Consider the following 20,856-nt stretch of genomic DNA (forward strand, 5'->3'; position numbering starts at 1 on the left):
CCCAGGCCGGGGCCGGTCTTCCGTGACGGGGTGGCACGCCGGTTCCTCCGGCGACGCGGCGGCCCCGGTCGTTCACCGCAGTGCGGTCGCGGCCTTCTCGGTGGTGTCGTAGAAGGAGAACAGCCGGTCCAGGCCCATGATCTCGAAGACGTGCGCGATGTCGGAGTGGAGACCGGCCAGGGCCAGCGCGGCGCCGGCGTCCTGCGCGCGCTGATGCGCGGCGACCAGCAGCGAGATGCCGGTGGAGTCGCAGAACGTCAGCCCCGTCAGCTCGATCACCAGCCCATCGCCGGCGGCGAGCGTGAGCTCGTCCATGACCGCCTGCAGGCTGGGGCTGGTGTGATGATCAAGATCACCGGCCACGGCCAGCACGCGGATGCGGGCCGTATGCGGTTGCAGGGTTACGGTCAGACCGTGGTCATGTCGCACCAGGGCTCCTGAGAGGGGACGGCCGTCGAGCGGACGGGACGGACAGGGCGAGCACCGCGGTGTCGTCCGACACACCGTCGCCCAGGGTCCCGATCAGTTTATTCACCGTGTCGAGCAGGCCGTCGGCGCTCGTGGGCGCGGTCGCCGCCAGGTGGGCGGCCAGGCCGTCCTCCTCCAGCATGGATCCGGTCCCCGTACGGGCCTCGGTGAGGCCGTCGGTGTACAGCAGCAGCGCGTCCCCGGCGTCCAGGCGGGTGCTCACCTCGGCGAAGTGGGGGGCGCGCAGGATGCCGATCAGCTGTCCGCCCTCCGGGTGGACGGGGTCCACGACGCCGTCGGCGCGCACGACCAGGGCGGGCGGGTGCCCGCCGCCGGCGAGCGTGACGGTGAACCCGTCCTGGTCGGGTTCCAGCACTCCGAACAGCGCGGTGCAGTAACGCGGCGGCGCGAGGCTGCCGGCGTGCTCCTGCTGCAGGACCGCGTCCAGGTTGGCCAGGACCGTGCACGGGTCGGGGTCGTAGACGGCGGCGGCGCGCAGCGTGTAGCGGACCAGCGAGGTCAGGGCGGCGGCATCGGCGCCCTTGCCGCAGACGTCCCCGAGGAAGAACCCCCAGCGGTTGCCGTCCAGCGGGAACAGATCGTAGAAGTCCCCGCCGACCTCGTCGGTGGAGACGGGGTGGTAGGCGGCGGCGGCGCGCAGGCCCGGCACCCGCGGCAGGACCGAGGGGACGAGCGTGCGCTGCAGGGTGCGGGCCAGGCGTTCCGCGCCGGCCCGCTGCTCGCGCTCGGCGGCGACGATGCGCGAGGCGGCCAGCCCCAGCTCCAGTTCGCCCATGACCAGGGCCGCCAGATCCTGCAGGGCGGCCAGTTCCCCGGCGTCGGCCTGCCGGGGACGGGTGTCCATGACGTTGACGCTGCCCAGGCGGTGACCGTCGGAGGTGATGATCGGAGCCGCCGCGTAGAACCGGATGCCCGGCTCGCCGCCGACCAGCGGATCGGCCGTGAGACGCGGGTCCGCCGCGGTGTCGGGGATGACGCGGACGCCGTCCTGATCGACGGCCGCGGCGCACAGGCTCACCGCACGCCTGCTCTGGCACAGCCGCGCCGGAATCCCGTAGGCGGCGCGGCAGTGGACCCACTCGTCGTCGACGAAGGTCACGGTGGCGGCGGGGGCGTGGAAGACGCGCGCGGCCAGCGAGGCGACACGGTCCAGCGCGCCGCGACTTGGAGCGTCCGGAATCGCGTAGCCGCGAACGGCCGCCAGCCGTCGCGCTTCGTCGGCGGTGCTGACGTCGGGCTCCTCTCCACCTCACCCTGGCGGCACGCGGAGCGGACGCAGGGCCCCGGAGCGATTTGCCCTATCCTACGTAACCGATGACCTGATGCTCACATGACCTGATGCTCGCTCGGCCTGCCGGACCGGCCCGCGGGCACATCGACCCGTTCGCACGGATCCTGGCGGGGCGATGAGCGGTACGAAACAGGACAGCGTGGCCGAGGCCGCTGAGGACGGCCGGTCGATGGAACCGCGGTTTCCGGACGGCAGGGGAATGACGAGAACGGCGGCACGGTGACGGACCGGCCATGAAGTGGCCCGGCCGGGCTCACCGTCGAAGAAAGGGTGTCGGATGACGCGTCATGACGACGCTGAGCGCGGGCCGGTGAAGGCGTCCGGCGCCGGGATCTTCACCGTCGACGACGAGGTCGGCCGTGACCTGGCGACGGTGGACTGGGACGCGACCCCGCTGGGTCCGCCGGCCGAATGGCCGCAGAGCCTGCAGACGGCGGTCAGCATTCTGCTGTCGTCCCGGTTCTCCATGTGGATGGCGTGGGGCCCGCAGCTGACGTTCTTCTGCAACGCCGCCTACCGGCGCAACACCCTGGGCCGCAAGTACCCCTGGGCGCTCGGGCGGCCGGCCAGCGAGGTGTGGGCGGAGATCTGGGGCGACATCGGCCCGCGCATCGACGCCGTCCTCGACACGGGGAAGGCGACCTGGGACGAGGCGCTGCTGCTGTTCCTTGAAAGGGACGGCTACCCGGAGGAGACCTACCACACGTTCTCCTACAGTCCGCTGCGGGACGACGCCGGCGCGGTGGTCGGCATGCTGTGCGTCGTCAGCGAGGACACCGAACGGGTCATCGGCCAGCGGCGCATGGCGACGCTGCGCGATCTCGGCTCCGATCCCAGCGTGGTGCGCACCGAGCAGCAGATGCTGGCCTTCGCCTGCCGGCAGCTCGGACGCAACCCGCACGACCTCCCCTTCACGCTGACCTACCTGTTCGGCGACGACGGCCACGCGCGGCTGGCGGGGACGACCGGCATCGCCGCCGGGCATCCGGCGGCCCTCGCCACCCTGCCGCCCGGCGATCCGGACGGCCCATGGCCGGCGGCGGCGCCGGCCCAGGGAGAGCCGGCGCTCGTGGAGCTCGACGGCGCCCCGTTCGCCGGCCTGCCGTCCGGTGACTGGCCCGAGCCGCCCAGCCAGGCCCTGGTGACGCCGCTCCTGCGGCAGGGCGGTGCGCCGTACGGGTTCCTGGTGGCCGCGCTCAACCGGTACCGGCCCCTGGACGAGGGGTACCGCGGGTTCGTCGAACTGGCGGCGGGGCATGTCGCCGCGGGCATCGCGAGCGCCCGCAGCTACCAGGCCCAGCAGCGGCGGGCCGAGGAGCTCGCCGAGCTGGACCGCGCGAAGACCGTCTTCTTCTCCAACATCAGCCACGAGTTCCGCACCCCGCTCACCCTGATCATGGGGCCGGTGAGCGAGCTGCGGAACACGCTGGCCGACGCCGGCCCGCAGGTGCGCCAAGATCTGGAGGTCGTCCACCGCAACGGGCTGCGCCTGGGCAAACTCGTCAACACCCTGCTCGACTTCTCCCGCATCGAGGCCGGCCGCATGCAGGCCCGGTACGAGCCGGTGGACCTGGCGGCCGTGACCGCCGAGCTGGCCAGCGTCTTCCGCTCCGCGATGGACAAGGCCGGCCTGGACTTCCAGGTGGACTGCCCCCCGCTCGCCGAACCGGTGTACGTCGACCTGAGCATGTGGGAGAAGGTGGTGCTCAACCTGCTCAGCAACGCGCTGAAGTTCACCTTCGACGGCTCGGTCGGCGTCGCGGTGCGCGCGAAGGACGGCCACGCGGTGGTGACCGTCACCGACACGGGCATCGGCGTCCCGGCCGAGGAGGTGCCGCGGCTGTTCGAGCGGTTCCACCGCATCGAGAGTGCCCGGTCGCGCTCCAACGAGGGCAGCGGCATCGGCCTCGCCCTCGTGCAAGAGCTGGTCAGCCTGCACGGCGGCGCCATCACCGCCGACAGCGTCGAGGGGAAGGGCACGTCCTTCACCATCCGGCTGCCCTTCGGTCCCGGTCACCTGCCGGCCGACAGCCTGGTCCCGGCCGGAGCGGCGGAGGCCGTCTCGGTCTCCGCGAGCCCGTTCGTCGAAGAGGCCATGCGCTGGCTGCCCACGGACGCCACCGCCGCCGAGGGGACGGCCGCCCAGGGCGACCCCGCCGGCGCCCACACCCCGGTGCCGGGTGACGGCGCGCACGCCCGGGTGCTGATCGCCGACGACAACGCCGACATGCGCGAGTACCTTCTGCGCCTCCTCAAGGGCGCCGGCTACCTCGTCGACGCCGTCGGCGACGGGATGCAGGCCCTGGACGCCATCCGCGCGGACGCTCCCGACCTGGTGGTCAGCGACGTGATGATGCCCCGTCTGGACGGCCTGGCCATGGTCGCGGCGCTGCGGACCGACCCGCGCACCGCGGGGGTGCCGGTGCTGCTGCTGTCGGCCCGCGCCGGGCAGGAGGCCTCCATCGAGGGCCTGGAGGCGGGCGCGGACGACTACCTGGTCAAGCCGTTCTCCGCCGCCGAGCTGCTGGCGCGGGTGCGGGCCAACGTCGAGCTGGCCCGCATGCGCGGCCGCCACACGCGGTGGCGCAGCGCCATGATCGACTCTCTGCAGGAGGCGTTCTTCGTCACCGACGAGAACGGCGCCGTGATCGAGATCAACTCGGCGTTCACCGACATCCTCGGCTACGGGCCCGAGGGCCTGCCCTACACCCCTCTGCACCCGTGGTGGCCGGACGAGAACGACGACCCGCAGGCCCACGGCATGTTCGCCGCGGCGTTCGCCCAGCTGGTCGGCGAGGGCAGGGGCAACTGCGTGATCCCCGTCACCCACAGTGACGGGCACCGAGTCTGGATCGCGGCCACCTTCAACGACGTCGTCGACCCCGACACCGGCCTGCGCCGCATCGTGGGCACGCTGCGCGACGTCACCGCCGAGCGCTACCTCGTGCAGCGCGAGAGCGCGCTGGCCGCGCTCAGTGTGCGCGTCTCCCAGGCGGACAACCTGACCGACGCGCTGCGGGGCGCGCTGGAGGCCCTCCAGGAGGTCTGGCAGGCCCGCCAGGTGCCGGCCGCCGTCTGGAGGAACGGCGACGCTCCGCCAGAGCTCGTCTGCACTCCTCCCGGAGGCGGCTGGACGGACCTGCCGGAGGCATCGCGCGAGAGGCTCGCGGCACTGCGAGAGCAGCCGCCGCTGCGTCCGGCCGCCTCCCAGGCGGGTGGGGCGGGCGTCACCCTGGAGCATCCCGAAGGCCTGCTGACCGTCTGGATCGATCTGGGCCAGAACCGGCCCTTCACCGACGACGACCAGACCTTGCTGGCGCTGCTGGCCGGCCACCTCGGTCAGGGCCTGCACCGGGTCCACCAGCTCGACCAGCAGCGCGAGGCCGCCGTGGCCCTTCAGCGCGCCATCCTCGGCCCCTCCCGGCTGCCCGACGGCTTCGCCGTGCGCTACGAACCGGCCGGCCGGCCCCTGGAGGTCGGCGGCGACTGGTACGACATAGTGCCGCTGGCCGAAGACCGCATCGGCATCGTGGTCGGCGACTGTGTGGGACGCGGGTTGAAGGCCGCGGCCGTCATGGGGCAGCTGCGCAGCGCCTGCCGTGCCCTGCTGCTGCAGGACGCCGGCCCGGCCCAGGTGCTGACCGCCCTCGACCGGTTCGCCGCCCTCGTTCCCGGCGCCAAGTGCACCACCGTCTTCTGCGGCGTCCTTGACACCGTCACCGGCGACCTCGTCTACTCCAGCGCCGGCCATCCCCCCGGCATCCTCGCCCACGCGGACGGCACCACCCTGCTCCTGGAAGGCGGGCGCTCGGTCCCGCTGGCCGTGCGGCCGGGTCACCCACGCCCCGAGTCCGGCTGCACCATGCCGGCCAGGTCGACCCTGCTGCTGTACACCGACGGTCTGGTCGAGCGCCGCCGGCGTCCGCTGACCGACGGCATCGACCAGGCCGGCGCCGCCGTCCGGGCCGGCACCTCGACCCCCATCGAGGACCTGGCGGCCGACGTCATGACCCGCCTCGCGCCGGAGGGCGGCTTCACCGACGACGTCGCCCTGCTGCTGTACCGCCAGCCCGCTCCGCTGGAGGTGGCCTTCCCCGCCGAGTCGAGCCAGCTCGCCCCCGTGCGCACGGCCCTGCGAGACTGGCTGAACCGCTGCCAGATCGCCCCGTCGCTGGTCCAGAAGGTCCTCGTCGCGGCCGGGGAGGCCTGCGCCAACGCGATCGAGCACGGACACCGCCACAGCCCCGGCCACATGATCCGGCTGCGCGCGGTCGCCACCGTCAGCGACCTGCGCCTGACCGTCGCCGACACCGGCCGCTGGCGGCCTCCCCAGCCCGAGGCCAACGCCCACAGGGGCAGGGGCCTCGCTCTGATGCGCGCGCTGATGCACGAGGTCACCGTCCAGCCCGGCACCGCCGGGACCACCGTCGACATGCATGCGAGGATCAGCTGATGACCACCCCTTTGACCCTGGTGGCCTCAGAGCGCTCCGACGGCACCCCGGTCATCGCCGTCACCGGAGAGATCGACATGAGCAACGCCGGTGACCTGGACGACGCGCTGACCCGGTCGACCGGCCACGGCCTCCTGCTCGTCGACCTGAGCGCGGTGGACTATCTCGACAGCGCCGGCCTGACCGTCCTGTTCTCCCACGCCCCGCGCATCACGCTTCGCGCCAACCCCCTGCTCGCCCCCGTCCTGACCATCTCCGGCCTCACCGAGCTCACCACCATCGAAGGCATCCCATCTCACCCCGGCGACCACGAGCGAGCCTGACTCGGTCGGCGAGCTTCGTCAGGGCGTCACCGCCTCGTCGGCAAGGTTCCTCGTTCCGGCCGCGGGCGTGCCCTTCACCCCTATGACTCAGTCGTCTTCGGGTTCGTTCTCGAAACGGAAGAAAATGCTCAGGACGAACGGAAATTCCTCATTGTCCTCGTGATGCCATGACGTATCCACCAGGAACACCTCGTGCGCACTCACCCACTCCTGGGCCTGACCGAACGCGTCCGCGTTGGTCCGCCCATGGAACATCAGCCTGGCGATCGGATGGACCTGGGAGTCGGCATCGGAGTCGTCGAAGTCCGCCGGAACGTCCAGGCATAAGTCGTGATTCATGATTCGACTCTGCCATCTGACCGCCGCCCGCGCGCGGGCGGCGGTCAGATGCCGCGCATGCGGAGGACGTGGAGGGCGAGGGTGAGGTTGAGGCGGAGGTGGGCGTCTTCGGTGAAGTTGCCGAGCATGCGCTCGAGCTTGCCGATGCGGTAGCGCAGGGTGTTGTAGTGGAAATGCAGGCGGCGCGCGGTCTCGGCGACGTTGAGGTTGGTCTCCAGCAGCACCTGCAGGGTGCGGCGCAGGTCGGCGTTCTCGGCGTCGTCGTCGGAGGCGAGAACGCCGAGGGTCTCCTTGACGAACGCGTGCAGTTCGGCGGTGTCGTTGACCAGCGAGAGCAGCCGGTAGACCCCGAGCTGGTCGAAGTGGGCGACCGCGCCGCTCCCGTGGAGCTGGCGGCCCACGCGTGCCGCCTTGAGCGCCTGGCCGTAGGCGTCGGGCAGCGAGTCGGCGCCCTGGGCGACCCTGCTCATGCCGGTGGAGAAGGTCGCGGGCCGGCAGTCGGCGAAGGAGGCCACGGCGTCCTTGGCGAGACGGGCCATGTCGACGCCGGAGCCGACGATGGCGACGACCTCGTGGGAGAAGCCGGCCACGGCCCCGTTCGGGTCGTGGCGGCGCAGCGCCGTCACCCACGCCGAGAGCAGCCGGTCGGGCGGGATGTCCCACTCGGGGTCGATCTCGGCCACCAGCACGCCGACGGGCCGTTCGAGGTCCCACCCGAACGCGCGGGCGCGGGCGGCGACCCGGGTGCCGCCGCGGCCGGTGAGCACGTCGCGCAGGAAGTCGGCGCGGTACTTGCTCTCGACGGCGGTGACGGCCTCCTGCCGGGTGACCACCAGGGCCGCCACCGTGGCCGCGCGTTCGAGGATGCCGATGTCGCCGTCGCGCATCACGCCGGCCGGGCTGTGGGCGACGATGCGCCCGTGGTGGTGGCCGCCGGCGACGACGGGGACGACGGTGTACTCGCCCGCGGACACGGGCGGCGCGGCGCGCAGCGCGGCGCCGTCCCCGGAGGCCGACAGGATCTGCCCGGAGGAGTCGACCACGGCCACGGAGACGTCGAGCAGCCCGGCGACCTCGGCGACGACCTCGCGCAGCCCTCCGCCCGCGAGCACGATCTGCACCAGGGCCTTGTGCGCCTCCTCGGTGCGGGCGAGCAGCGCGGCCTGGCGGTTGAGTATGTCGGTGAGGACCTGGTTGAGGATGTCGTCGAAGCCGACGTCGTTGGGCAGGAGGATGAGAGGGAAGCCGAGCCGGTCGGCCTGCTCGACCATGTCGCCGGGCAGTTCGTCGACGTACCTTCCGAGCTTGATGCCGAGCGCCGCGAGGCCGCGCTCGTCGAGGTCGGCGACGAGCCTGCCGAGCGACTGGGGGGTGTTGCGCAGCGGGTAGCCGGTGGTGAGCAGCAACTCGTGGGGTTTCACCCACGCCAGGATGTCGGGAACCTCCATGACGTTGAGTCGCTGGACGATGCGATCGAGGCCGTTCCCGCCGCCGATCAGGCGGGCGCCGGCCAGGGTGGAGACGCCGAGCACCTCTCCCACGCTGATGCCGTGAATGATGGTGCCCGTGGAGGCCAATCGCATCGCCGGGGGTGATGGGTCAGCTGTCATGGTCATGCTCCAGGGTGAAACGCCTTTTCAGTGATTCTGACGGAACACCGTTCCTGTCAACAAGAGCCAACTCCAAGCGGAAGTGTTGTCAGCTTTCTCCGTACGTCGGGCTTCGGGACCGTTCTACGTTCTCCCCAGACTCGCGGGGAGGCCGAGTAGTGACAGTGGGGACGCGTACATCGATCCGACATCGCCCGCCGGCGAGGACCACGGCGTTCGGCGCGGCGAGCACGGCGTTGCGCCCGGCACTGGAGTCGCCCCGGCGGCCCGCCCGGGTGCTCGCGGCCTTCCCTCTCGGCCTCTACCTGGAGATCCGCACCGACACCGAGCCGTTCGTGGTGGCCGTCGTGACCGGCGCCGCCACCCGGCTGCCCAACGCCGTGGTGGTGGGCGATCCCTTACCTCCGGCCGCCGGCGGCGACGAGGCCGCCGTGGGCGACGGCTGTGTCGAGATCGGCCACGTCACCGTGCACGTCCGCCGCTGGTGGGATCCCTCCCCCGCGCTCGGCTCCGTGGACCTGGACCGGATGGCGGCGGTGCTGCCGGCGTTCGGCGAGGTGTGCGGGGCGTCGAACCGGGGAACCGGCCTGGATCCCGGGGGCGCGGGCGCCCTGCTGGCGGAGGGCTGCGCATCCGGCTCGCTCCTTGGCGCCATCACGGCCGCGGAGCGGCTCATGGGGCTCGGTCCCGGCCTGACGCCGAGCGGCGACGACATGCTCGCGGGCATGCTGGTCGCGCTGCGGTGCCTCGGCGGGGCGGCGGGCGTCCAGCGGGCCGTGTGGCTGGCCGACTGGCTGGCCGCGACGGTCGCCTTCGACGCGCGCACCCGCACCACCCCGATCTCGGCGACGCTGCTGCACTGCGCCGCCCAGGGCCAGGCGTGCGCGGAGGCTCTCGGCGTGCTGCGCGCGGTGGCGGGCCACCAGCCGCTGGAGCCGGCGGTGCGCCGGCTGCTGCGGCTCGGCCACACCTCGGGCGCGGACCTCGCCTGGGGGCTGCGGGCCGGGATGTCGGCGGTGGTGCGACTGGGCGGCGCGGCGCCGTCCGCGGACCGCTGACCAGCGGCGCCCGTGCGAACCGCGACCACGAGGACGACCACCGGATCCATCAGTGGGTACCGGAACCACGAGAACGACGTGCACGACCATGAGCCCCGGGACGAGGGCCGGCCCGCCGGGCGCCTCCGGCGGGCGGCGGCCGCCGTCGCCCACCGTGGCCACCGAACGGACTTCGTACCACGGAGCCTGTCAGAAACCGTGTGAGAAATCGGCTGAGATGCGGTGAGCGACCAATGAGAGTAGAGCGGACGTCATGCGAGGGGCGGTGAGCGACCGTTGACGACGAGCACTGATCGGGTCGAGGTGCGCGCCGGGCAGTATCACGACTCGGTGAGCCTGATGCGCGTCAGCCAGGCCGTCGGCTCGCGCCCTGGCGTCACCGTCGCCGTGGTGGCCATGGCCACCGAACTCAACGTCGAACTCGCCCGGGACGCCGGTTTCGCGGTCCCCGGCGCCGGGCCGGCCGACCTGCTGGTCGCCGTCCGCGCCGAGAGCCCGGCCGCGCTGGAGGAGGCCGCGGCCGAGCTCGACCGGCAGTTCGCCGCGCTCGCCAAGGGCGGCGCGTCGGCCGACTCCGGCGGCGAGATCGCGCCGCGCACCACCCGGGCCGCGGCCCGGTCGTGGGACGCCTCGCTCGTGCTGGTCTCGGTCCCCGGCGAGCACGCCTTCGCCGAGGCCATGGACGCCGTCGAGGCGGGGCTGTCGGTCATGATCTTCAGCGACAACGTGCCCGTGGAGCAGGAGGTCCTGCTCAAAGAGCGGGCCGGCGAGCGCGGCGTCCTGGTCATGGGCCCCGACTGCGGCACCGCGGTCGTGGGCGGCGTGGGGCTGGGCTTCGCCAACGTGCTGCGTCCCGGGCCCGTCGGCGTGGTGGCCGCCTCGGGCACCGGCGCCCAGCAGGTGACCTGCCTGCTGGACCACGCGGGCGCCGGGGTGAGCCACGTCCTCGGCGTCGGCGGCAGAGACCTGTCGGCCGCGGTGGGCGGCGCCTCCACGCTGGCGGCGCTGTCCGCCCTGGACGCCGACCCCGCCACCGAGCTGATCGTGCTGATCTCCAAGCCGCCGGCGCCCGAGGTCGCCGAGGTCGTGCGCCGCGCCGTCGACGGGCTGTCCACCCCGGTCGTCACCGCGCTGCTCGGCCCCGGCCAGGACGACCTGACCGCCGCCACCGAGAAGGCCCTGCGGGCGCTGGGCCTGCCGGTCCCCGAATGGCCGAGCTGGACCGTCCCCCAGGAGGCGCGCCCGGCCGGGCTGTGCGGGCTGTACTCCGGCGGCACCCTCTGCGCCGAGGCCGAGATCATCGCGGGCGCCGGCGCCTTCACCGACTTCGGCGACGACGAGTACACCCTCGGCCGTCCCCACCCGATGATCGACCCGACGGTGCGCCTCGCGGCCCTCGAGAGCGCCTCGGGCGTCGTGCTGCTCGACGTGGTCCTCGGCCACGCCGCCGACCCCGATCCCTCGGCGCGGCTGGCGCCCGCGATCGGCCGGGCGGCCGGGCGGGGCGCGGCGGTGGTCGTGGCGCTGGTCGGCACCGGCTCGGACCCGCAGGGGCTGCGGCGGCAGGCCGACGCCCTGGTCGCGGCAGGGGCGTCGGTCTTCACCTCCAACGCGGCGGCCGCCAGGCACGCCACCAGCCTGGTCAGGAGTGCACAGTGAGGCTGTCCTTGCTCGACGGCGAGCCGCGGGTGATCAGCGTCGGCGCCGCCGTGCTGGCCGAGGCGCTCGACCAGCAGGCCGTCCCGCGTCTCGGCGTCGACTGGCGCCCGCCGCGGGCGGGCACCTCTCAGGCCCTGGCGAGGGTCCTGGCCGATCCGCGCCGCTCGCGCGCCAACGAGGTCGCCGTCGGGCGGCTGCTGTCGGCCCGTCCCAAGCTGGTGGGGGTGCGTCCGGCCGCCGAGGTGCTCGGCCTGCCGCCCCGCACGTTCCTGCACGCCGGGCCGCCCATCGAGTGGGAACGCGCCTCCGGCCCGATGCGCGGGGCGCTCATCGGCGCCGCCGTCTTCGAGGGCCTGGCCGCGGACGCCGAGGAGGCCGAGCGCCTGCTGGTCGCGGGCAGCGTGCGGCTGGACTCCTGCCACCACCACCGCACGGTGGGGCCGATGGCGGGGGTGGTGAGCCCGTCGATGTGGATGTTCGAGGTCGTCGACGACGAGCACGGCGGCACGGCCTACTGCTCGCTGAACGAGGGCCTCGGCAAGGTGCTGCGCTACGGGGCGTACGGACCCGAGGTGATCGAGCGGCTGCGCTGGATGGGCGAGGTGCTCGGCCCGGTGCTGGCGGCCGCCCTGGCGCTCAGCGGCCCGATCGACCTGCGGTCGCTGATCGCCCAGGCGCTGCAGATGGGCGACGAGCTGCACAACCGCAACCGCGCCGCCACCTCCCTGTTCGTCCGCGAACTCGCGCCGTCGGTGGTGGACGCCTCGCCCGAGCACGCCTCCGCCGTGCTGCGCTTCATCAACGGCAACGACCACTTCTTCCTCAACGCCGGCATGGCCGCGGGCAAGGTCAGCGCCGACGCGGCGCGCGGCGTCCCCGGGTCGTCGCTGGTGGTGGCCATGGCGCGCAACGGCACCGACTTCGGCGTCCAGGTGTCCGGGCTGGGCGACCGGTGGTTCACCGGCCCCGCGGGCGTCCCCGACGGCCTCTACCTGGGCGCGTACGGCCCTGACGACGCCAATCCCGACATCGGCGACTCCACCATCACCGAGACCTCCGGGCTCGGCGGGTTCGCCATGGCCGCCTCCCCCGCGATCGTCCGCTTCGTCGGCGGCGACGTGTCGGACGCCGTCGCCGCGACCCGCTCCATGTACGAGATCACGCTGGCCGAGCACCCGGCGTACCAGATCCCCGGGCTCGGCTTCCGAGGCACGCCGACGGGCATCGACGTCGCCCTCATCGCCCGCACCGGCCGGCTCCCGGTCGTGAACACCGGCATCGCGGGCCGCGTGGCGGGAACCGGGCAGGTCGGGGCGGGTCTGGTGACGCCGCCGGCCGAGGCGTTCACCAAGGCCCTCGCGGCTCTCATTGAACTTTAAAGAAGACCGAATTCCCATTGACCCAACTTTGACCCTAATATCAGTGGCCAGTCTCACAGTCCAGATGACGCTGATGATCTTTACATGATCCACAAATGGGGATATGACGCGGACGAGCGTGAATTGGGGACCGCGGTATGACGACCGATGGCGCGCTCGGGAGGGCGCCCTCCATGGCCGAGGGTAAGAGCCCCCTGGGGGATGCCGGCGTCGCGCCGGAGGGGCAGGGGCGGCTCGTGGGCCGGCGTTATCGCCTGCTCTCACCGGTCGGCCGCGGCGGCATGGGCATGGTCTGGCACGCCCACGACGTGCTGCTCGACCGCGACGTCGCGGTGAAGGAACTGATCCTGCCCTTCGGCCTCGACAGCGCGGGCAAGCAGGTCGCCCATCGGCGCATGCTGCGCGAGGCCCGCTCCGCCGCCCGGCTCAGCCATCCCGGCATCGTCACCGTCCACGACGTCGTCGAGGAGGACGGCCGTCCCTGGATCGTCATGGAACTGGTGCGCGCCTGGTCGCTGGAGCAGGCCGTGCGCCAGAGCGGGCCGCTGCCGGTCGTCCAGGCGGCCGAGATCGGCATCCGCGTGCTGGACGCGCTGCGGCACGCGCACGCCGCCGGCATCCTGCATCGGGACGTCAAGCCGGGCAACGTGCTGCTCACCGCCGACCGGGTGGTGCTCACCGACTTCGGCATCGCCGCCATCGAGGGCGACGTCACCATCACGCAGACCGGCCTGCTCATGGGCTCGCCCGCCTACATCCCCCCGGAGCGGCTGCAGGGCCGCCCGATCACCCACGCGGCCGACCTGTGGTCGTTCGGCGCGACACTGTACGCCGCCGTCGAGGGCCGCCCGCCGTACGAGGGGCCCGACGCGGTCGCGGTGCTCGGCGCCGTGCTGACCCAGGAGCCCAACCGCCCGCAGCGCGCCGGAGCGCTGCTGCCGGTCATCGAAGGGTTGCTGCGCAAGAACCCCGCCGACCGCATGCCGGCCGCCCAGGCCGCCGACCTGCTCGAGCGCGTGCTGCGCACCCACGGCTCAGGGCTGCCTCTGCGGGGCGGCGAGCGGCCGAGCGCGGTCCTGCCGGTGCAGAACGAGACCACTCCGGTGCACATGCTGCCTCCGCTCGACATGCCGTCCGGGCCGATGCCCTCGCGCATCATCGAGACGCCGTCGGGCCCGGTGCGCGTGCCGGTCGACCGCAACGCCGCCGGCCGGGCGGGCGACCGTCCCGACCTGTTCCGGGCCGTCACCGGCCCGCAGAGCGGGCCCTACCCCGCCCATCCCGGGTACGACGCGCTGGAGAGCCCCTCGGGCGGGCGGCCCAATCCCTATGACGCGCTCAGGAGCCCGTCCGGGCCGCAGTCGTTCGACGCGGGCATGGACGCGACCGGTCCCCGGCCGAACCCCTACGACGCTCTCAGGAGCCCGACGGGACCACAGCCCGAACCCTACGACGCGCTCGCGAGCGGCTCAGGGTCGCAGCCCGCCGGCCCTTATGACGCGCTCAGGAGCGACTCCGGGTCACAGCCCGCCGCACCGTACGACGCCTTCAGGAGCGCCTCGGGCCCGCAGGCGGCCGCACCGTACGACGCCCTCAGAAGCGACTCCGGGTCACAGCCCGCCGCACCGTACGACGCGTTCAGGAGCGCGTCGGGCCCGCAGACGGGTTCGCGCGTCCCCAAGCCCGATCCCTACGACGCGCTGCGCGGCCCTTCTGGGCCGCAGCCGGGCAGCCCTTACGACGCGCTGCGTCCCGCCGATCCCCCGGCGGGCCCCTATGCCGCGCTGAGCGAGCTGTCGGCCCAGGAACCGGGCCACGACCCGCTGGTGGCCGGGGCGACGGGGTCGCGGGTCTGGCCGCCGGCCTCCTCGCCGAACCTGGCCGCCGAGCTCGCCAAGGACCTCGCCGGCGAAGGCCGGTTCACGGGCCCCGGCGCCAGATCCGGGGGTCCGGTCTCCGGTTCCTCCGAGCGGCCCGAGGGCGGCCCGTACGGGCGCGGGCGCCGCGGCAGGCCCGATCTGGACGAGGACGCCGACGACACCCGTGAGGGCCGCTCCCCTGTGCTGCTCGTGCTCGCGGGCATCGGCGTCATCGGCGTGGTGGCGGCGCTGTTGTTCGTGCTGTGGCCGGCGGGGTCGCCTCCGCAGGACAACGTCGCGACCCCGCTCGTGACCTCCGGCGGCGACCAGGGTCCGGCGTCGCCCGCGCCCGCCGAGAGCGCCGACACCCTCGCCGCGCCGCAGATCCCCGGCGGGTACCGCACACAGACCGCCGCCGGCGTGTCGGTGTCGGTCCCGAAGGACTGGACGGCGTCCGCCTCGAACGCGGCGGTGACCTACACCGGCCCCAAGAACACCGGGCGGCGCATCCAGATCAAGCGGGTCGCCCCGACCGGCGACGACGGCCTCGACCTGCTCACCAAGGCCAAGGACGAGGCCACGCTCACCGACTACGCCCAGGCCCGGCTGGAGTCCTCCCCGCTCGGGAACGGCAAGTGGCAGGGCAGCGTCTGGGAGTACACCTACACCGCACTCACCAACGTCACGACGCACGCGGTGACGCGGTACGTCGCCCTGGACGACAAGTCGGCCTACGAGGTGACCTTCACCGCTCCCGACGCCGAATGGGACCAGCCCGACAACCGCGAGGCGATGTCGGTCCTGTGGAGCAGCTTCAAGCCCGCGAGCTGACCGGCTCCCGGCGCCCGCCAGGAGCCGCCGGAGCGGCTCGCCCTCTCGACCCGGCGACGCTTCCGACGTCACCACGGGCGGTCCGAAGTGGCCGTCACCACCGGACCGCCCGAGCGGCTCTGACCCTCGAACCGGCGGTCAGGCGTCGGCGGCGGCCGGCGCCAGGGTCAGGGGGATGGCGCCGTCAGGGGGATGGCGCCGTCAGGGGGATGGCCACCTCGTCCTCCAGCGGCGGCTGGATCTCCTGCGGACGGCAGCCCGTCGCCGCGAAGCAGCGGATCCGCAAAACCCCCGCCTCGACGGACAGGTGCAGGAAGCTCTTGAAGAACGGCGGGGTGTCCCAGTCGGACAGCTCGGAGAACCACCGGTGGAAGGCGCGTCCCACCGGCAGGCGGAACGGCATCGTGCGCCCGCCGAGCAGCCTGGCCGCCCACTTCATCCTCGCCGTGATCTCCATGGGCTTCGCCGCGCTTCCCGGCCCTCCATCGCCGCCGCCGCCGGCGGGCGCCGCCGGGGCTCCGCCGTGCGATGACACCGGGGCGCCGCCGTCCGACGCCACGACAGCGCCGCCGGTATCCGGCGCGGAGACGCCGCCTGCTGGTGGGACCGGGTCGCCGGCCGTCCCGTCGCCGGTGCCGACCGGGCGCGGCGGGACGTTGCCGATCTGGTCGGACATCAGCACCAGGCCCTCGTCGGGCGTGAGGTAGAGCCAGCGCGTGCCGTACCGCTCGCTGTAGAGCTTGCTGTAGAACGACAGCGAGTCACCGCGCAGCGGATAGCACTTGAAGTCGTCCTCGCGCACGCCGCCGACGTCGACCCGCGGGATCGTGTGGGTGGCGTGCATGAACGCCCCTCCCCCGCCGGCCACGATGTACTGGATGACGCGGTCGCCCACCCGGACCGGATAGCGCTGGTAGTTGTGGGTGTCGCCGCCGATGACGGCCACGTAGTTGTTCGCCGGGTCCCGCACGATGTCGTCCACCGTGCCGCCGTCCTCGATGGGGCAGGGGTGGTGGTCGTTGCGGTCGTAGATGGGCTTGCCGGTGATCAGCACCTTGGGCCGCGGGTCGGCGGAGACCCGCCGCAGCCAGGCGCCCTGGTCGCGGTCGATGGTGCCCAGAATGCCGGTGTCGATGCCCACCAGCAGCAGGCCGGGCAGGTCGATGACCCAGTACGGCCCCGGCTGCGTCGCCTGCTGGCCGGGCAGCGCACGCCGGCGGCGCGCCTCGGCGAGGCGCGGCTCGTCGATGGCCTCCGGACGCTTCCACAGCAGGCCGCGCAAGCCCGCGGGTGAGAGGGAGAACCCGCGGCGCTCCTGCTGGAGGGCCTGCGCGCCGCAGAACACGCGCATGAAACCGCCGAGGCCGTCGTACCAGTCGTGGTTGCCGGGAAGGGCGTAGATGGGCCCCGGGTAGTCCTTGTACGGGCGGAAGAACTTGTCGTCGTACTCGTTGCCCGAGCCCGTGGGGTAGATGACGTCGCTGGCGATGACGGCGAACGACGTGCCCGCGCCGAGGGCGAGCATGCCCGGGATGACGGCGTACTGCGAGGCGTCGCCCTCGCCGGTGTCGCCGAGCAGCAGGAAGCTGTACTCAGGGCCCGGATCGATCTGGATGCGGTGGTCGGGGTCGGCGCCCTGCTCTTCGCGGGCGGCCATCCACCGCCGGCGCACCTCGTTGGCCGGGTCGCCGAACAGCTGGGCGAGGATCTCGTTGCGCGAGCGGATCAGCGTCGCGAACTTCAGCCAGGAGAACGACCTGGTGTCGGGACGCAGTTTCTGGAACGTGCCGATCTCCTGGCAGGACCATCCGGCGCCCTCTTCCGAGACGCGCGAGGAGGCGCGCCTGCCGCGCTCGGCCGCCCGGTCAACATCCACCATGTCTCCATCTTTCCCGATCTTGCTGCATCGCACGGCGGGAATCGCCAACCGGAATGAACCGGAACCCGGCCCCCCGAATCATCTCGACCGGACCGGCAGGAGGGCCGTCGTGACGAGGGTCCCTCCCGGGGCCAGGGCCGGGGCGGCCGGGACCCGGCGTGACCAGGCCCGGCCTGACCGGCGTGACCGGGGGCCCGCGTGACCGTCATGGCCGGGGGCCATGTGACCGGAACGGTCCCGGGGCCGGGGTGACGGTCCCCGGGCGGCGGTCAGGGGATCAGGATGCCGGGGTTGAGGATGCCGGCCGGGTCCAGCCGTTCCTTGACCGCGCGCAGGATCTCCACTCCCAGGTCGCCGATCTCGGCCGCGTAGGCCGTCCGGTGGTCCTTGCCGACCCCGTGGTGGTGGGAGATGGTGCCGCCCGCCAGCACGATGGCCTCGTTGACCGCCCGCTTGGCGGTGTCCCACTGCTCCAGCGGGTCGTCGCCCTGCGCCGCGACGACCGTGAAGTACAGCGAGGCGCCGGTCGGGTACACGTGGGACAGGTGGCACATCACCAGCGGGGGGTTCCCCTGGCCGGCGGCGTCGGCGGGCCCGAGCGCCACGCTGAGCACCAGCCGCACGGCGTCGTAGAGCCGCGGGATGCCCGACCAGAAGCAGGCCGTCTCCAGCGTCTCCACGGTCGCCCCCGCGGCCAGCAGGGCGTCGCGCAGGTACGGGGCGCTGAAGCGGCCGTGCGCCCACGCCTCGCCCGGCTCGGGGCCGAGGTAGACGCCGCCGAGCGACGACAGCGTGCCGGCGGCGCGCTCGCGCCGGTAGGCGACGTCCTCGCCTTCCCCTTCGTAACCGAGGATGGCCAGGCAGCCGGCGTCGGGCTGCACTCCGCCGATCTCGCCCGGCTTGGCCAGGCCCACCATGGTCTCGGTCTCGTCGGACAGGCGCAGCACGGTGGGCATCGGCCCGTCCTGGGCCAGGCGGCGCAGCGCCGCCTGGCCGGCCTTGAACGAGGCGAAGCGCCAGCCCTCGTACATCTTCTCGGCCGGCGCGCGCCGCACGCGCAGCCGCAGCGAGGTGATGACGCCGAAGGCCCCCTCGGAGCCGAGGACGAGCTGGCGCAGGTCGGGGCCCGCGGCCGACTTGGGCGCGCGGCCGAACTCCATGGTGCCGCGCGGGGTGGCGACGGTCACGCCCACCACCATGTCGTCGAACCGCCCGTACCCCGCCGACGCCTGGCCGCTGGACCGCGCCGCCGCGAAGCCGCCGAGGGTGGCGTACTCGTACGACTGGGGAAAGTGGCCGAGGGTGAGCCCGTGCCCGGCCAGGAGCTGCTCGGCCTGCGGAGCCCGCAGGCCCGGCTCCAGCTCGGCGACCATGGACTCGGTGTCCACCGACAGCAGGCGGTTCAGCCGCGCCAGGTCCAGGGCGACCACGCCGGCGAAGCCCTGCCGGGAGGCGGCGAGCCCGCCGACCACCGAGGTGCCCCCGCCGAACGGCACGACGGCCACCCGGTGGCGGGCGCAGACGCGCAGGGCCTCCAGCACCTCCTCGTGCGAGCCCGGCAGCAGCACCGCGTCCGGCGCCTCCGACCCGTCGCCGGCGCGCATGCGCAGCAGGTCGGGGGTGGACTTGCCCCGCGTGTGGCGGATCCTCGTGTCGTCGTCGAACCGGACGTGGTCGGCGCCGACGGCCCTGCGCAGGTCGGCCAGCACCAGAGGCGACAGGGCCACCGGCCCCAGCCTGACCTCGCCGAAGCTGGCGGGCGGCTCGGCGGGCTCGCGCACGCCGAGCAGTTCGCTCAGCAGCTTGCGGACGGACTGGGGGAGTTCGGCGGCCTTGGCGGGGTCGCCCCAGCCGGACCAGAGCATCGGTTCGGCCGCCGTCTTGGGAGTTTCCACGCCCTACACTGTGACACGCCCGGCTGTGGTACCCCGGCGGGGTGCCCATTCTGGAGGTGCCGCACCGTGACGCTCTCTCCTGGCTCCGCGCCCGGGCCGCCTCCGTCCTCCCTCCTCGGCGTGAGCCCCGGATCGTCGCTGAACGCCGCGCGGCGGGCGCGCGAGCTGGCCGAGGTGCGCGGGACGGTCGTCGACCTGCTGGTCGTCGGGCTCGGCGCCACGGGGGCCGGGGTCGCGCTCGACGCCGCGTCGCGGGGCCTGTCGGTGGCCGCGATCGACGCCCACGACCTGGCGTTCGGCACCTCGCGGTGGAGCTCCAAGATGATCCACGGCGGGCTTCGCTATCTGGCCAAGGCACAGGTCGGCGTGGCGTGGGAGAGCGCCGTCGAGCGCGGCGCGATGCTCGCGCGCACGGCTCCGCACCTGGTGCGCGCCCAGCCGTACCTGCTGCCGCTCACGCCGGAGGTCTCCGCGGCGCGGGCCGCGACCTTGATGGCCGGCTACCGGCTCGGCGACCTGCTGCGGGCCTCGGCGGGCACTTCCCGCCGGTCGCTCCCCGGCCCGTCCAGGGTCACCGCGGCCCGCGCCCGGGCCCTTTTCCCCGCGCTGCGCCCGGCCGGCCTGCGCGGGGCGATGGCGTCGTTCGACGGGCGGGTCGTCGACGACGCCCGGCTGGTGGTGGCGATCGCGCGCACGGCGGCCGCCCATGGAGCGCGGGTGCTCACCCGGTGCCGTGCCCTTTCGCTGCGGGGCGACGGCGCCGAGATCCGCGACGAGCTGTCGGGCGAGGTCTTCGCCGTCCGGGCCCGCAAGGTGGTCAACGCGGCGGGCGTGTGGGCGGGAGAGCTGTCCCCGTCGGTGTCGCTGCGGCCCTCGCGCGGGACGCATCTCGTCCTGCGTCCCGGCGTGCTCGGCGAGCCGCGCGCGAGCCTGCACGTGCCGATCCCCGGCCAGGGCGCGCGTTTCGCCCTGGTCCTCCCGCAGGCCGACGGGCGGGTCTATGTCGGGCTGACAGACGAGCCGGTGGACGGTCCGGTGCCGGACGTCCCGGAGGCGCCCGAGGCGGACATCGTCTTCCTGCTCGAGGTGCTCAACTCGGTCCTTGAGGTCCCCGTGGCGCGGGAGGACGTCGCGGGCGCGTACGCGGGCCTGAGACCGCTGCTGAGCGGCGACCGGCGCACGGCCGACCTCTCCCGCAGGCATGCCGTCATCACGGCTCCTGACGGCGTTCTGACCGTCGTGGGGGGCAAGCTGACGACCTACCGGCGGATGGCGCAGGACGCCGTCGACGCCGCCTTCCCGGACGCGCCGCCGAGCCGCACGGCGCGCCTTCCCCTGGTGGGCGCGCGACCGCCGTCGCCGGCCGTCGCGGCGGCGGTCGCGGACGCGGGCGGGCCGCCGCGACGGCTGGTGGAGCGCTACGGGTGGGAGGCCGCGGCCGTGCACGCCCTGGCGGCGGGCGATCCTTCCTTGGCCGAGACCCTGCCGCTGGGGGTGACGCTCGCCGAGCTGGTCTGGGCGGTCCGGCACGAGGGGGCCCTGGACGCCGGCGACCTGCTCGACCGGCGCACCCGCATCGGGCTGGTGGCCGGCGATCGCGCCGCGGCCCTTCCCGCCGCGGAACGCGTCCTGCGCGAGCACGCCGGCCGGCCCTCCGCCGGGTGACGTCCTGCGAGGTCACGCCCTCCAGGTAACGCCTCGCCGAGGGCGGGGTAACGCTTCTGCGCCCTGAAGACAACCATCCCTGGCAAATCGGTCAGTGACTTATCTCACAGTTGCAAAGCCGCATAT

General features: G+C 73.6%; 13 protein-coding genes. 7 read left to right on the forward strand and 6 right to left on the reverse strand.

Annotated elements, in window-relative coordinates; translation table 11 throughout:
- Positions 1 to 72: 72 nt before the first annotated feature.
- Together ACFO60_RS13550 and ACFO60_RS13555 are read right to left on the reverse strand one after the other, a co-directional pair.
- Positions 73 to 429 carry an STAS domain-containing protein gene (locus ACFO60_RS13550; RefSeq protein WP_380840469.1) on the reverse strand — a complete coding sequence of 119 codons (357 nt, stop codon included), beginning with the start codon at positions 427 to 429 and terminating at the stop codon, positions 73 to 75.
- On the reverse strand, positions 419 to 1,693 hold the full coding sequence (locus tag ACFO60_RS13555; RefSeq protein ID WP_380840609.1) for a PP2C family protein-serine/threonine phosphatase: 1,275 nt from the start codon (positions 1,691 to 1,693) through the stop codon (positions 419 to 421). The genes ACFO60_RS13550 and ACFO60_RS13555 overlap by 11 nt, the downstream gene beginning before the upstream one ends.
- 364 nt (positions 1,694 to 2,057) lie before the next feature.
- On the opposite strand from ACFO60_RS13555, the gene ACFO60_RS13560 reads away from it, so the two are divergent.
- A complete protein-coding gene (locus ACFO60_RS13560) occupies positions 2,058 to 6,233 on the forward strand; it encodes a SpoIIE family protein phosphatase (RefSeq protein ID WP_380840470.1) in 4,176 nt (1,391 codons plus the stop codon).
- Positions 6,233 to 6,556, forward strand: a complete 324-nt coding sequence (locus tag ACFO60_RS13565; RefSeq protein WP_380840471.1) for an STAS domain-containing protein — start codon at positions 6,233 to 6,235, stop codon at positions 6,554 to 6,556. The genes ACFO60_RS13560 and ACFO60_RS13565 overlap by 1 nt, the downstream gene beginning before the upstream one ends.
- A gap of 87 nt (positions 6,557 to 6,643) precedes the next feature.
- Here ACFO60_RS13565 and ACFO60_RS13570 read toward each other — a convergent pair whose 3' ends face one another.
- Positions 6,644 to 6,895: a hypothetical protein gene (locus ACFO60_RS13570; protein WP_380840472.1), complete on the reverse strand. Its 252-nt coding sequence runs from the start codon at positions 6,893 to 6,895 to the stop codon at positions 6,644 to 6,646.
- A 44-nt stretch (positions 6,896 to 6,939) separates the two neighbouring features.
- Positions 6,940 to 8,505: a PucR family transcriptional regulator gene (locus ACFO60_RS13575; RefSeq protein WP_380840473.1), complete on the reverse strand. Its 1,566-nt coding sequence runs from the start codon at positions 8,503 to 8,505 to the stop codon at positions 6,940 to 6,942.
- Positions 8,506 to 8,669: 164 nt separating this feature from the next.
- Between ACFO60_RS13575 and ACFO60_RS13580 the strand changes: the two genes are divergently transcribed.
- From ACFO60_RS13580 to ACFO60_RS13595, 4 genes are all read left to right on the forward strand, one after another.
- Positions 8,670 to 9,563, forward strand: coding sequence for an oxamate carbamoyltransferase subunit AllH family protein (locus ACFO60_RS13580; RefSeq protein ID WP_380840474.1), 894 nt, complete (start codon positions 8,670 to 8,672; stop codon positions 9,561 to 9,563).
- Between the two features lie 276 nt (positions 9,564 to 9,839).
- On the forward strand, positions 9,840 to 11,222 hold the full coding sequence (locus ACFO60_RS13585) for an FdrA family protein (RefSeq protein WP_380840475.1): 1,383 nt from the start codon (positions 9,840 to 9,842) through the stop codon (positions 11,220 to 11,222).
- Positions 11,219 to 12,601, forward strand: a complete 1,383-nt coding sequence (locus tag ACFO60_RS13590; protein ID WP_380840476.1) for a YlbE family protein — start codon at positions 11,219 to 11,221, stop codon at positions 12,599 to 12,601. The genes ACFO60_RS13585 and ACFO60_RS13590 overlap by 4 nt, the downstream gene beginning before the upstream one ends.
- Positions 12,602 to 12,774: 173 nt before the next feature.
- Entirely contained in the window at positions 12,775 to 15,291 is a 2,517-nt protein-coding gene (locus tag ACFO60_RS13595; RefSeq protein WP_380840477.1) for a serine/threonine-protein kinase, read from the forward strand.
- 184 nt (positions 15,292 to 15,475) lie between these two features.
- On the opposite strand, the gene ACFO60_RS13600 is transcribed toward ACFO60_RS13595, so the two are convergent.
- Positions 15,476 to 17,170 (reverse strand): metallophosphoesterase family protein, encoded by a 1,695-nt coding sequence (locus ACFO60_RS13600; protein WP_380840478.1) that lies wholly within the window; start codon positions 17,168 to 17,170, stop codon positions 15,476 to 15,478.
- Between the two features lie 269 nt (positions 17,171 to 17,439).
- On the reverse strand, positions 17,440 to 19,035 hold the full coding sequence (locus tag ACFO60_RS13605) for an FAD-binding oxidoreductase (protein WP_380840610.1): 1,596 nt from the start codon (positions 19,033 to 19,035) through the stop codon (positions 17,440 to 17,442).
- 150 nt (positions 19,036 to 19,185) lie between these two features.
- Here ACFO60_RS13605 and ACFO60_RS13610 point away from each other — a divergent pair, with 150 nt between their 5' ends.
- The gene (locus ACFO60_RS13610; RefSeq protein WP_380840611.1) at positions 19,186 to 20,730 is read left to right on the forward strand and encodes a glycerol-3-phosphate dehydrogenase/oxidase; all 1,545 of its coding nucleotides are present in this window, start codon (positions 19,186 to 19,188) and stop codon (positions 20,728 to 20,730) included.
- Positions 20,731 to 20,856: the final 126 nt, after the last annotated feature.

Origin of the sequence: Sphaerisporangium dianthi, assembly GCF_042654065.1 — a bacterium.
Lineage (GTDB): Bacteria > Actinomycetota > Actinomycetes > Streptosporangiales > Streptosporangiaceae > Sphaerisporangium > Sphaerisporangium dianthi.

What these genes read in the sequence shown, in the direction of transcription:
- ACFO60_RS13560 (WP_380840470.1), top strand. Translation starts at nt 2,058, where the DNA reads ATGACGCGTCATGACGACGCTGAGCGCGGGCCGGTGAAGGCGTCCGGC.
- ACFO60_RS13565 (WP_380840471.1), top strand. Translation starts at nt 6,233, where the DNA reads ATGACCACCCCTTTGACCCTGGTGGCCTCAGAGCGCTCCGACGGCACC.
- ACFO60_RS13570 (WP_380840472.1), bottom strand. Translation starts at nt 6,895, where the DNA reads ATGAATCACGACTTATGCCTGGACGTTCCGGCGGACTTCGACGACTCC.
- ACFO60_RS13575 (WP_380840473.1), bottom strand. Translation starts at nt 8,505, where the DNA reads ATGACAGCTGACCCATCACCCCCGGCGATGCGATTGGCCTCCACGGGC.
- ACFO60_RS13595 (WP_380840477.1), top strand. Translation starts at nt 12,775, where the DNA reads ATGGCCGAGGGTAAGAGCCCCCTGGGGGATGCCGGCGTCGCGCCGGAG.
- ACFO60_RS13600 (WP_380840478.1), bottom strand. Translation starts at nt 17,170, where the DNA reads ATGGTGGATGTTGACCGGGCGGCCGAGCGCGGCAGGCGCGCCTCCTCG.
- ACFO60_RS13605 (WP_380840610.1), bottom strand. Translation starts at nt 19,035, where the DNA reads ATGCTCTGGTCCGGCTGGGGCGACCCCGCCAAGGCCGCCGAACTCCCC.